The following is a 12,779-nucleotide window of genomic DNA, read 5'->3' as shown; positions in this document are numbered from 1 at the left end:
ATTCTAACGGCGACATGTCGCGCTGGATTGGGAGAATCAAAAGTATGTCCAAGAACGCGAAGAAGTCCCGGGGGCTCGGGGATCTGTCCGGCCTGGGCCGTTCCATTCTTTCCGCACTGGAGGGATTGGTGGGCTCCTCTCGGCCGACCACAGGGGGTCGCGGGGATCGTCCCCTGGATTCTTCGGTGGCCGACATGGTCGATCTGATCAACCGGACGGGAGGCCATCCGGATGATCGGCAGATGCGCGAATTCCTGGCCTCTCACAGCCGTATTTTAGGTATTGCTGTCAAGCGCCGGCTTTTTCCCCGCCTGCAGGGCGTGCCCGAGGGGCTGACGCTGGGCTGGGTCCAGTGGCCCGATGCCCCTGGCCGGGGCTTCGCATTGGGAATCTTCACCGATCGCCGTCACTTTGCCCAGATCGCTCTGGCTGACGACCATGGCCGGGTTTTCATTGGCGAGCAGAGCCGGATGGACTTGCAGAACATGGAGCCTGCCTTCCTGCTGGGCCGGGAGGAGGAGGTGACCTTGGCCGACGGTCGTCGGCTGGGCCTTAATCCAGAACAGGGTTCGGGACCGGTGCGCGCCCTGCAGGGTGCTGTAGTAGGTCGTGACGATGCCGGCCACCTGCGCTGGTTGGCCTCCTGGCTGCGATCCAATGGCCGCTATTGCCTGGAGCAGCTGCGGCCCCTGCTGCCTCCGGAGATGCGTCTGGACCTGGAGTATCGGGATGCTGTGGCCATCGCCTTCTTCGCTGCCTACCTGCTGCCGCGCATCCAGGGGACCTTCACTGGGTTCGGCTCGGGCAACATCTTCTACCGGCTCAACCGGGAGGCACCGATGGGAGCTATCCGACGCAGCGTGGGCGACATGATCCAGGCACGCTCCCATGGGCAGCGGGTCTCCGGGCTGGAGGATCTGTTCGCCGACCTGATGCGTGAGGCCGGGGCCCTGTCGCCCGTCTCGGGTTTGGAGGCCGTTCACGGGGCGGAGCCCCTGCATCTGTATGCTTCCTCCTACTCCGGCGCCTACTTCCTGAGCTGGGATAACGGACTGGAGTTCACCGCCGCCTTGGCGGCCCTGCGCATCGAAGGCAATCTGAACAGGTTTGCCGCTGTCAGCGCCTGGCTGGAGCGCAATGCTCGCCTGGGGACGCTGCCCACCGAGGACTCGATCAACCGCGTCCAGGCTACCCGGCTGGACCAGGCCCTCTTGGACGATCCTGCCATTGTCGCCCTGCTGCGCCCGGGTGACTATCCGATTCGCTTCGACCCGCTGGAGGACGACGGGCGGACCGCCATCAACGCCATGGTCGACAAGGCCGCAGCCACCGCTGTCATGGTGCGTCAACAGGCTCCCCAGGCGCTGCCGGTGCGGGCGGACGGCCAGGGTCAGGAGCCCGTGCAATCCGAGTGGGTCTACCGGCAGACGCTGGCCATGCTCATGCGATCCCTGCGGCTGCCCTTCCGTTTTGATGTGGAGTTCAGGTCCAATCTGGCCCAGGGGCAGGTGGCTCTGGCCTTCACTGCGGCAGGGCGCACCATGATGCCCTCCAGCCGCTACGAGGACAAGTCACGGGCCTGGCGGGACCTGGACGAGGGCGAACGTTCCGCCATGAGCGCTGATTACAACTTGCGCGTTGGACTGATGATGGCCGCACTGGCCTTCGGTGCGGATCCAGCTGTGCGCGAGGTCAGCCTGCAGATCGACTCCATCGGTCTGGAAGAGGCTGTCGACCAGCAGAACTCGGCCATCAGGACCATGATGGGACAGGCTTTGGAGGCCTTTGAACGCATGCGTTCGGGTGAGGTGGCTCCCACTGGGTCCAAGGCTGATCCCAAGGATGGCGACGTACACGGCGATCCCACCAAGCCCATCGCCTCCCGGATGGCTCCTGAGCAAGGACAGGACGAAGAGGAAGACAAGGCCGAGGATCAGGGTGAAAAGGAATCCGTGGACCGCGAGTTCAAGGATCTCATGCAAGGCGTGGACCTTGACTCTGCAGCCTTTGCAGCGCCGTCGTCAGCCAATGGATCCGACAAGGACGAGTCTGCCACCGATGGAGCCTCGAACGGGGATATCTCCAATGATGATGCCTCCACAGACCAGACCGAGGACGACGCATCCCAGAATCCACTGAGTGCCCTGCAGAGCAATCCGACCATCCGAACCCTGGTCTCGGTGGTCTTCAGCAGGGAACTCTTCCTCTCCCGCATCCGTTCACAAGGTCTGAAGGATCCACGTGCCATCTACCGCTTCTTCGACGCGGCCATGCAGGTGGATTCCCAGGGAGGGCTCAAGCCCACTGAGGCTGTGTTCGACATGCGCGATGACCACTTCAGCCCCCATGGCAGCCAGGAGGAGCCCGAGTTTTCCGAGGTGACCTTTGCCGACAAGTCAGCCCAGGCCCTGGGCGCGCATAAGGCCGTGGACCTGTCCATCCAGCGGGCCGACCTGCTGCAGAGGGCTGTAGGCGGCTTCCATCAGCTGGCCTCGGACCGGACCATGACTTCGGCAGCCAAGGCCCAGGAGGCCACAGGCATCATCCAGAGCATCGGCGACCCGGAGCTGGAACAGCTGGCCCCTCAGGTTGCCAGCGCCATGATCGACGGCACCCCTGTTCCCGACTTTGACTTCTCCCTGTCCTCCCAGCTGGACAAGGAGCGCGTCAAAGCCCGCGATCTGCTCTTTTCCGGCGGCGCGGCCCAGGGCATACAGGTTGAGCAGGATGCCATCGCCCATATGGATGCCGTCTTTGCGGCCGAGGGCCAGGTGCCCCGCTACTTCAACTCCTACGCCGAGCGGGTGGTCTACAACCGCCTCTTCGCCACCCCGGGGGAGCGGACCCTGCTCATTCCTGACAACCTCTTCTACGCCCACCTTGAGATAGCCGACCTGCTGGCCCAGCTCAAGGAGGACCAGGCAGCCCTCAAGCATCTGAACGCCATGGTGGCCTATGCGCCCGCCTACCCGCTCTCCCACCTGAAGCTGGCGGTCATGCTGGCCAACCGGGAGGACTGGGATTCGGCCCGGGCCGCCACCCTGAACGCTCTGCGGGTGGCCCTGGACCGGGACGATGCCTCCTTCGCCTACTACCGTCTGGCCTATGCTTCATGGATGCGCGACGAGTTCGACGTGGCTGCTGCGGCCTATTTGATGAGCGAGCATATCAGTCCCGACCGGATACCGGCCCTCAAGACCGAGCTGGCCGAGCTGCAGGCCAGGGCCCGCTCCCAGTGCGTGGTCCTGCCCGAAGACCACCGGCAGGCCCGTCGGGTGCTGGCCGAACATGGCCTGCCGGTCTGGCCTCATACCGAGGTGGCCTCCATAGTGCGCCAGGCTGCGCGCATCTGTGTGGACGGCGGGCTCTTTGTCCCGGCCCGGACCCTGTCAATGGCGGCCGCCAGGATGAACGACGACGATAATGAAGGTGTTGATGTGGTACAGGCACAGTTCATGAGGTCGCTCAATGCATGACAAAACAGCTCAGGAAGATAATCAGCAAACCAGTGATGAGGACGGGAATGCCCAGTCCAGGCCCAGGCCGGGCACTGACCGATGGATAGCCTCCCTTCAGCCCGACGATGCCGATGCCATGCGGCTGGGGGAGCTGGATCTTGACTCCCTGGGAGCCCAACAGGCCCAGCGTCTCTGGTCCAGGCTGGCCGCCTGGGTGGAGTCCGACCAGGTCGCCTATTACATAGACGATGCTCCGGTCTCCTCCGACGCGGCCTACGATGCCAGGATGCGTTGCCTGCAGGAGCTGGAGTCCCGCTTCCCCAGCCTGGACACCCCCCAGTCGCCGACGCACCGGGTCGGAGGGACCTTCTCCAACGACTTCGCCTCGGTCCGCCACCCCTCCCAGATGCTCAGCCTGGATGATGTCTTCAGCGTCGCTGAGCTGCGCCAGTGGTATGAGGGGCTGCGCAGCGAGCTTGACTGGCCGCAGGACAAGGCCCTGCCCATGACCAGCGAGGTCAAGATCGACGGCCTGGCCCTCAACCTTCTCTATCGCAACGGGGTGCTGGAGCAGGGGCTGACCAGGGGGGACGGGGTGACCGGGGAGGATATCACCCTGAACGTCCGGACCATCCCAAGCATTCCGCAGAACCTGTCCGGCCCGGCCCGCGACATCCCTGAGTTCGTGGAGGTCCGCGGCGAGGTCTTCATGCGGTTCGACGACTTCAACGCTCTCAATGAGCAGCAGGAGAAGGAGGGCAAGGCGCCCTTTGCCAACCCCCGCAACGCCGCCGCCGGGTCTCTTCGGCAGAAGGATCCGCGCATTACAGCCAGCCGTCGTCTGAGCTTCTACGCCCATGGCCTGGGCTCCCTGAGGTGGGGCCCGGCCCATCCCAAGGGGACACACGACGAGGTCATCGACCAGTCCCAGGCCTACGACCTCTACAAGCAGTGGGGGATTCCGGTCTCCCCCCACAACCGGGTCGTCACCTCCTTCGACCAGATCCTGGACATGATCGACTATTACGGCCAGCACCGCAATGACATCGAGCACGCCCTGGACGGCATCGTGGTCAAGCTGCAGGACCGGGATCTTCAACGCAGGCTGGGGGCCACCTCCCGTGCCCCCCGCTGGGCCGTGGCCTACAAGTACCCCCCGGAAGAGGTCAATACCCGGCTTCTGGACATCACCGTCCAGGTGGGCAGGACCGGGCGGATCACCCCGGTGGCTGTGCTCACCCCGGTCACCGTGGCCGGGTCCACGGTCTCCAGAACCACCCTCCACAACGCCTCTGAGGTCAAGCGCAAGGGCATTCTGATCGGGGACACGGTCGTGGTCCGCAAGGCGGGCGATGTGATCCCCGAGCTGGTCGGACCGGTCGTCGAGGCCAGGAAGGGGCGCGAGAAGGAGCTGAGACCCTTCGTCATGCCCGAGACCTGCCCCAGCTGTGGCGCCCGTCTGGCTCCGGCCAAGGAGGGCGATGTGGACATCCGCTGCCCCAACGTGGAGTCCTGCCCGGCCCAGCTGACCGAGCGGATCATCCATATGGCCTCGCGAAAGGCCCTGGACATCGAGCATCTGGGGGAGCAGAGCGCCATAGCCCTGACCAACCCCGATGAGAACCGGCCTGATTCCGTTGAGGTCTACGCGCCCGGCCTGCGTGAGGTTCTGGTTGACCAGGGCGGCCAGGCAGCCCCCTACCAGCCGGATCCGGACCTGAAGCTTCCGCCACGTCAGGATCCGGTCCTGACCAGCGAGGCAGGACTCTTCGACCTGAAGGTGGAGGATCTGCGTCAGGTCTATGTCTGGCGTGAGGTTCCTCTGATGGAGCAGGTGGAGGTCGAAGGCCGGCAGGGGCGTGCCGCAACCAAGCGCAGGACTGGCGGCAGCGGCCTCTGGTACCGGGTGCCGGCCTTCTATAATCTGCCCAAGGGCGCCCAGGCTGGACAAGGCGAGCGGGCCATGAACAGTCATGAGACCCAGATCCAGGAGGCCGCACTGGACAGTGCCGACGCCCAACCCTCCAGGAACACCCTGCAGATGCTTGAAGAGATCGACAAGGCCAAGCATGCCGACCTGTGGAGGGTCTTGGTCGCCTTGTCCATTCGGCACCTGGGACCGACCTCGGCTCGGGCCATCGCCACCCGATTCCCGTCACTCAAGGCCGTGGAGGAGGCCAGCGTAGAGGACCTGTCCGAGCTGGACGGGGTGGGCCCCGAGATTGCGCACTCCATCCACGACTGGTTCCAGGGCGCCCGACAGCTCGGTGACTGGCGCGGTCGCATCCTGGATGCCTGGCAGGCCGCCGGAGTGGGCGCCCACGTCGAACGCAGCACCAAGCCCCAGACCCTGAAAGGCATGACCGTGGTGGTCACCGGCAGCTTGGAGGACTTCTCCAGGGACTCTGCCAAGGAGGCCATCGTGGAGCGCGGCGGCAAGGCCTCAGGGTCCGTCAGCAAGAAGACCACCTATGTGGTGGTCGGTGCCAACCCGGGCTCCAAAGCCGACAAGGCTGAGAGTCTGGGCCTGCCTATCCTGGACGAGGCGGCTTTCCATCGCCTGCTTGACACTGGCGACCCCAGCCCGGCCCAAGGCTGATTGTGACATTCGCAATATCCGACCAGCCGCGCCCTAGCAGCCGATGGCTGGGCGCGATATGGTGACGGCATGGAACAAGTAGAGCATCGCAAGGAAGGGACCCGGAATCTGGAGGAGCTGCCTCGAAGAATCAAGGGGGAGGTCTATGAGCGGCTCAGCAGGGTCATCGATCCAGAGCTGGGGCGGTCCATCACCGATCTGGGCATGATCACCGACATCATTGTCGAGCCGGCCAGGGATGCCCAGGCCGACTACGAGGTGACCGTGCGGGTGGAGCTGACCATCAAGGGATGCCCGCTGTCGACCACCATCACCAACCAGATCAACGGGACCGTGACCTCCTACCCGCGAGCCCGGCTGCGCCCGCATATCGATGTCTCCTCCATGAGCCGGGAGAAGCTGGACAACCTGGTGGCCGACCTCAAGGCCGCCCGGCGCAGCAACCCATTCTCCAAACCAGGCGTGGGCACCCGCATCTTTGCCATCGCCTCGGGCAAGGGGGGCGTGGGCAAGTCCTCGGTGACCGTCAACCTGGCGGCCACGCTGGCTGCCCTGGGCTATGACACGGCCGCCATTGACGCGGACATCTATGGATTCTCCCTGCCTGGGCTCTTCGGCGTACACAGCCGGCCTACCAACTTGCACGGCATGCTGATGCCGGTGACCGCCTGGGGGGTCAAGCTGATCTCCATCGGCATGTTCGCCGGGTCGGACCGGGCCATCCTCTGGAGAGGTCCTCGCCTGCAGCGCTCGCTGGAACAGTTCCTCTCCGATGTCTGGTGGGGGGACCCCGACGTGCTCCTGCTGGATCTGGCTCCTGGCACCGGGGACATGGCCCTCTCGGTGGCCCAGGCCCTGCCCAACAGCCGGCTGATTGTGGTGACCACCCCCCAGCCATCGGCCTCGCAGGTGGCCGTGCGTTCAGGGCTGGTGGCCCTCCAACTGCCCACCAAGGTCCAGGGTGTAATCGAGAACATGTCCTGGTACGAGCACAATGGTGAGCGACTGCGCATTTTCGGCCAGGGAGGCGGCCAGCGGGTGGCTGACCAGCTGACCCGGGATCTGGGATACCAAGTGCCCCTGCTGGAACAGCTGCCCCTGCAGACCGACCTGCGCGAGTCGGGGGAGTCCGGTCGGCCGGCCGTGCTCAGACCGGATGGCTCCCTGGATGATTCGCCGCTGACCAAGAGATTCGTAGATCTGGCCAAGACCCTGATGGAAGGTTCGGAGCCAGGCGATGCTCGTCGGGCGGCCGGCGAAGACTGACTCTTAAACAAGGGTAGCAATCCGACGCGGTGCCTTCTCTGAGGCTAAAGGGCAGCCGGGCTCTGCTGGCTGGTGTTCTGCCGCGAGGGGATGGCCAGGAACCAGGGGACTGCCAGCACGACCAGGCCGATGGCGCACATGGCCAGGAAGGGAATGACCTCATGTCCGGCCAGGATGTAGGAGGCGAACATGGGTCCCACGATGTAGCCCAGGGAGGCGGCCGTGTTGAGCAGGCCGAACATGCGTCCGCTGAAGGATGGACCGGCCAGTTCGGCGGCCACAACCGGCTGGGAGATGCCCATCATGACCTCGCCCAGCCCGAAGATGGTGATGCCCAGGGAGGCCACGCTCAGGGCGCCGGGGGTGGAATCCAGGCGCAGGCCCAGGACGATGATCACCCAGGCCGCAGCCCAGAAGACCGGCACGGTGCGCAGCAGGCGCACATGGTTGGCGTCCTTGAGCCGGGGCAGCAGCACGATGTTCATGATCACCACCGAGAAGGTGTTGACCACGTCCACCACTGACAGGGACCAGCGGGGAATGTGCGGATCGGAGATCAGGGTGGTGACCAGGCCGGCGTCGAACTGGGAGTAGCCGAACAGGTCCATGAAGAAGGTTCCCATGGTCAGCAGGGCCATTGAGGCCAGCACCCTGGTCAGGGAGCTGGTGCGTCCGCCGAAGGTGCCGTTGACGGCCATGCTTGCTGTGCCGTCTTTCTGGCTGGCTTTCAGGGCTTGGGTTGCCCCTGCGGATTCCTGGACGACCTCCCGCTCTGCCTGGGCCTTGAGCTCAGCTGTCAGGCGGCGCAGCTGCCAGTGTCGTTCGATGACCAGCAGGGACAGGCTAAGCAAGGCGAATCCCAGTGCCCTGCCGCCGAAGCCAATCCGATAGAGGAAGTCCTGACCTCCCGCAGCCAGCAGGCCGCCCACGGCTGCACCGAGGCCTATGCCCAGGTTGAGCTCGGCCTGATTGATTCCATAGACAATCCGATGCTGCTCCCTGGTGGAGATCTGTGTCAGAATACTGGCCCAGGAGGTCTGCATGCCCATCCCCAAGCCTGAGACGAAGGCTCCCGCCACTGCTGCCCGGTAGTCGTGGGCCACGGTGAAGATCAGGGGGCCGATGACCGAGAAGATCATGGCCGTATGCATAGCCAGCCAGGAGGAGCGCCGGTCTGAGACCCAGCCGATGATGGGGTTGGAGATCAGGGACCCTGCTGAACTGATGGTCACCAGGAGGGCGGCCTCGCTCATGGTGGCACCCAGGGAATGGGTGGCGAAGAGCAGCTCGATGGGCATGACCAGGCCGATGCCGAAGTTGCACATGAGGTCCACGATGAGCATGGCTCGCAGATAGACGGGCAACTCCATGAATTCGCGCAGCCAGCGCATCGGTCTCCACCTCCATCGGATCCGTTTTTCAAACCTCTCCTCATTCTGGCCTGACCGCCTGCCGGGATGCCGGTGCTGGCGTGTTGCCGTCAATGGGTGGATGCCGATAGTCCTGACGACGCAAAGAGGCCCGACCCTTCTGCAGGAAGGATCGGGCCACATGTGACCTGGCCGGTCAGCCAGCCTCAGTCATCAGGCGAACTCAGATGTGGAAGTAGAGCTCATACTCCAGGGGGGTGGGGGCCAGACGGGTCTGGTCCAGTTCACCGCGCTTCAAGTCCAGCCAGGTCTGGATCAGATCGTCGGTGAAGACGTCGCCCTCGCTCAGGAAGTCGTGATCCTCCTCCAAGGCGTTCAGGGCCTCCTCCAGGGAGCCGGGCACCTGCTTGATCTGGGCGTGCTCCTCCGGGGGCAGCTCATAGAGATCCTTGTCGATAGGGGCCGGGGGCTCGGTGTGGTTGAGAATGCCGTCCAGTCCTGCCATCAGCTGGGCCGAGAAGGCCAGGAAGGGGTTGCAGGAGGGGTCGGGGGCACGGAACTCGATCCGCTTGGCAGCTGGTGAGGTGCCTGCCAGGGGGATGCGGATGGCCGCCGAACGGTTCCGGGCGGAGTAGACCAGGTTGACCGGGGCCTCGTAGCCGGGCACCAGCCGCTTGTAGGAGTTGGTGGAGGGGTTGGTGAAGGCCAGGACGGACGAAGCATGCTCGATCAGGCCGCCCACATACCAGCGGGCGATGTCGGAGAGTCCGCCGTAGCCGTTCTCGTCATAGAAGAGGGGCTTGCCATCCTTCCAGAGGGACTGATGGCAGTGCATGCCGGTCCCGTTGTCCCCGGCGATGGGCTTGGGCATGAAGGTGGCAGCCTTGCCGGCCAGGGCGGCGGTCTCGTGGACCACGTACTTGTACTTCATCAGGTCGTCGCCTGCATGCAGCAGGGTGTTGAAGCGATAGTTGATCTCCTGCTGGCCGGCGCCGCCCACCTCGTGATGGGAGCGCTCCAGAATCAGGCCCACCTTCTGCAGGTTGGCCACCATGTCGTCGCGCAGATCCTGGTAGTGGTCGATGGGCGGTACAGGGAAGTAGCCCTTCTTGACCCGGTTCTTGAAGCCGATGTTGTCGGAGCCGTCCTCCTCGATGTCGACGCCCGAGTTCCAAGGAGCCTCGATGGAATCGACCTCGTAGAAGGAGCGCTGCATGCTGTTCTCGAAGCGGACCTTGTCGAAGATGAAGAACTCGGCCTCGGGGGCGAAGGATGCCGTGTCGGCGATGCCGGTGGAGCGCAGGTAGGCCTCCGCCTTGGCGGCAATCTGCCGGGGGTCGCGCGAGTAGGGCTCATCGGTCACCGGGTCAACAATGGAGAAGGCCACATTCAGGGTGCGATGGCGGCGGAAGGGATCCAGGTAAGCAGTCTCTGGATCCGGAATCAGCTTCATATCCGATTCGTTGATGGCTTGGAAGCCTTGGACGGAGGAGCCGTCGAAGGCCATGCCGTCCGTGAAGGCGTCCTTGAGGAATTCGCTGGCGGGCACGGTGAAGTGCTGCTGGACCCCGATCAGGTCCGTGAACCTGACTGAGACATATTCCACGCCCTCCTGGTTGATCAGAGCTTCACAATCGGCCTTTGACTTCAGTTCGCTCACTGAACTGCTCCTTTCGTGGAAACCGTAACGGTCACCCAGTCTAGGGGACCGGTTTTTTCGGCAATGCGCCGCTGAGGTTACGGGGGTGTTTCATGCGAAGGTCCCGGCGCCTTCCTGGTGGAAGATGCCGGGACCTTGAAACATCAGCGCCCGCGCATGGCCTTGCGGCTGACGTGTATCTTGGTCGGATCGATGCCCTTGGGCATCCCCAGGGCGCTCTGCCGCTTTTGCAGGGTGACCAGCCGGTCGTTCAGGGTCTCCAGCTCGGTGGCGGTCAGCTTGACTTTCTTCTTGATCACGGTTCGCTGAAGTTTGTTGAGCGGAACCTGGTCGGGTCCGTGGCCCACGCTGATCCGGTAGATGGGGATGGCTGATCCACGGGTGATGCGGCGGATCTTTTCCTCCTCGCGGTTCATGGCCTTGTTGACGCGGTTGTAGTCGCCTTCGGCGATCAGGTAGACCCCGGTGCGGCCGGTGCCCCTCCAGACGGCATCTTTGGTTTTGGCATCGATCCAGACGGGTTCCTGGGGGAAGGAGAAGCCTGCCTTGGAGATGCTGCTCAGCACGGCGGCGGCAGCGCCTGGACGGCCCTCCATCTTGGCGTAGCCGACCCTGTCTGAGCGCCTGGTCAGGGTCATGGTAGCCAGGAGCAGGCCGACCATGATGCCCAGAAGCACGGTCAGGATCCAGGACAGCCAGCTGAAGTGGGCCAGCAGGCAGATCACCACCGCTATCAGTGTGGGCACCAGAATGGCCGCAGTCAGCAGCCAGGGAAGCGCCTTGTCCTCTGCGTAAGTGAATTGGTAGATCTTGACGATCTGACTGATCGTGCTGTTCTTCTTTTTTGCTTTTTTGCCCTTGCTGTCCTCTGTAGCCATGCCATCCTCACTCGGAAACGTTCACTGGTTGACCAGTCTACCGCATGCCTAACGCATGTTCAGGGGTCTGCCGTCAGCCTTGAGCAGGGCCTCTCCAATGGCTTCCGAGAAGGTGGGATGGGGGTGGATGAGCCCGGCCGCCCGGTGCAGGGGGATCTGGTTGCCCACCAGCTGCTGGGCCTCGGCAATATTCTCAGAGGCCTGTGGGGAGACCATCTCCAGGCCGACGACTATCTGATTCTCCAGATCGGTGGCTTGGCAGGCGGTGATCAGGCTGAGGGTGCCCTGCAGGCCGCTCATGCGCATGCGCGAGTTGGCCATCATGGGGTAGATGGTCTCCTTGACCTGGTTCAGCGATGGATCGTCCTCGGCCTCCTGCCGGCTGAAGCCCACAGCTGCGGCCTGGGGGGAGGAGAAGACCACGCGGGGGATGGTGGCCTCATTGACAGGTTCAGGATCCAGACCAGAGGCGGCATCGGCCAGGGTGATGCCCTGCTGGAAGGCCCTGTGGGCCAGATGGTGACCAGGGGTGATGTCGCCCAGGGCCCAAACCCGGTCGCGGCTGGTGCGCCCTTGGGAGTCGGTCAGGACCTGACCTTGCTCGTCCAGGTCGATGCCCAGCTCCTTCATATGCTGGGGGTTGGTATTGGGATCCCTGCCGATGGCCACCAGAACCAGATCGGTCTCGAGCGCTCCCGCCTGGCCCTTGTCGTCGGTCGGCTGGTAGTCGACCTGCATGCCTCCATCTGCGGGCAGACGGTGTCCGCCCGAGCAGCGGGCATGGGTGATGATCTGAATTCCCTGACGCTCCAGCTCCCGGGTCATGATCTGGCCGGTCCGTCGACCCCAGTGGGAGAGCACCCGGTCCCGTCTGACCAGCAGGGTCACCTGGCAGCCGGCTTGGTTCCAAATGGTGGCGAATTCCAGGGCCACCGCACCTGAGCCGATAATCAGCGCCCGGCGGGGAAAGGGCTTGAGGGTCAGCGCCCGGTCGGTGTCGATGACCAGATCATCGAAGGGGAGCTCCTCCAAGGGCCTGGCGTGTGACCCGGTGGCCAGGATGGTGTCGCAGGTGGTCAGCCGGGTTCGATTGCCGTCATCGTCGGTCACTTCCACCAGGCCGTCGCCGACGATGGTGCCGTGGCCGTGCACCACGGTGATGCCACGCTGCTTCAGCAGGCTGGACAGGCCGCCGGTCATGGCGTCCACCATCCGGTCCTGATAATCCTGGAGCTTATGGTAGTCGATGCTGGCCGACCCGATATTGATGCCCATGGCGGCCCCGAGATCAGCCTGTTCGAGAACCTGGGTGGCTGTCAGCAGGGCCTTGGTGGGGATGCATCCGCGGTTCAGGCAGACGCCGCCGACCACAGGGTCCTGCTCGACCAGGGCCACCCGTCCGCCCAGCTCTGCCGTGCGCAGGGCTGTGGCATACCCGCCTGGGCCGGATCCGATAATGATGGTGTCGTACTGGCGGCTGTCGGCGTCCCATGGGTCAAGAGACTCTGTGCCGGCTTGGTTGATCGATTGCTGCATAACAATCCATGC

Annotated in this window: 7 protein-coding genes; 3 read left to right on the top strand and 4 right to left on the bottom strand. The window is 64.2% G+C overall.

All coding sequences use genetic code 11. The annotated features are described in order from the left end of the window. The first annotated feature begins 44 nt into the window (after positions 1 to 44). The 3 genes from H3T92_RS01200 to H3T92_RS01190 all read left to right on the top strand — a co-directional run bounded on the left by H3T92_RS01200 (position 45) and on the right by H3T92_RS01190 (position 7,323). Positions 45 to 3,476, top strand: coding sequence for a tetratricopeptide repeat protein (locus tag H3T92_RS01200; RefSeq protein ID WP_232341817.1), 3,432 nt, complete (start codon positions 45 to 47; stop codon positions 3,474 to 3,476). Continuing rightward, positions 3,469 to 6,057 (top strand): NAD-dependent DNA ligase LigA, encoded by a 2,589-nt coding sequence (ligA, locus tag H3T92_RS01195; protein WP_198189259.1) that lies wholly within the window; start codon positions 3,469 to 3,471, stop codon positions 6,055 to 6,057. Before H3T92_RS01200 ends, ligA begins: the two co-directional genes overlap by 8 nt. Positions 6,058 to 6,126: 69 nt before the next feature. Beyond that, positions 6,127 to 7,323, top strand: coding sequence for an Mrp/NBP35 family ATP-binding protein (locus tag H3T92_RS01190; protein WP_144085779.1), 1,197 nt, complete (start codon positions 6,127 to 6,129; stop codon positions 7,321 to 7,323). 44 nt (positions 7,324 to 7,367) lie between these two features. Here the strand turns inward: H3T92_RS01190 and H3T92_RS01185 are convergent, their stop codons facing one another. From H3T92_RS01185 to H3T92_RS01170, 4 genes are all read right to left on the bottom strand, one after another. After that, positions 7,368 to 8,714 carry an MFS transporter gene (locus H3T92_RS01185; RefSeq protein WP_186279419.1) on the bottom strand — a complete coding sequence of 449 codons (1,347 nt, stop codon included), beginning with the start codon at positions 8,712 to 8,714 and terminating at the stop codon, positions 7,368 to 7,370. 202 nt (positions 8,715 to 8,916) lie between these two features. Further along, positions 8,917 to 10,353: a type I glutamate--ammonia ligase gene (gene glnA, locus H3T92_RS01180; RefSeq protein ID WP_144085781.1), complete on the bottom strand. Its 1,437-nt coding sequence runs from the start codon at positions 10,351 to 10,353 to the stop codon at positions 8,917 to 8,919. Positions 10,354 to 10,496: 143 nt separating this feature from the next. After that, positions 10,497 to 11,231, bottom strand: a complete 735-nt coding sequence (locus H3T92_RS01175; protein WP_144085782.1) for a DUF4191 domain-containing protein — start codon at positions 11,229 to 11,231, stop codon at positions 10,497 to 10,499. Between the two features lie 48 nt (positions 11,232 to 11,279). Continuing rightward, the gene (locus tag H3T92_RS01170; protein ID WP_144085783.1) at positions 11,280 to 12,767 is read right to left on the bottom strand and encodes a dihydrolipoyl dehydrogenase family protein; all 1,488 of its coding nucleotides are present in this window, start codon (positions 12,765 to 12,767) and stop codon (positions 11,280 to 11,282) included. Positions 12,768 to 12,779 lie beyond the last annotated feature (12 nt).

Source organism: Bifidobacterium sp. W8112 (assembly GCF_016101425.1).
Classification (GTDB): Bacteria; Actinomycetota; Actinomycetes; order Actinomycetales; family Bifidobacteriaceae; genus Bombiscardovia; species Bombiscardovia apousia.
Note: the sequence above shows the minus strand (reverse complement) of the source record. Positions and strands in the feature narration are given on the sequence as shown.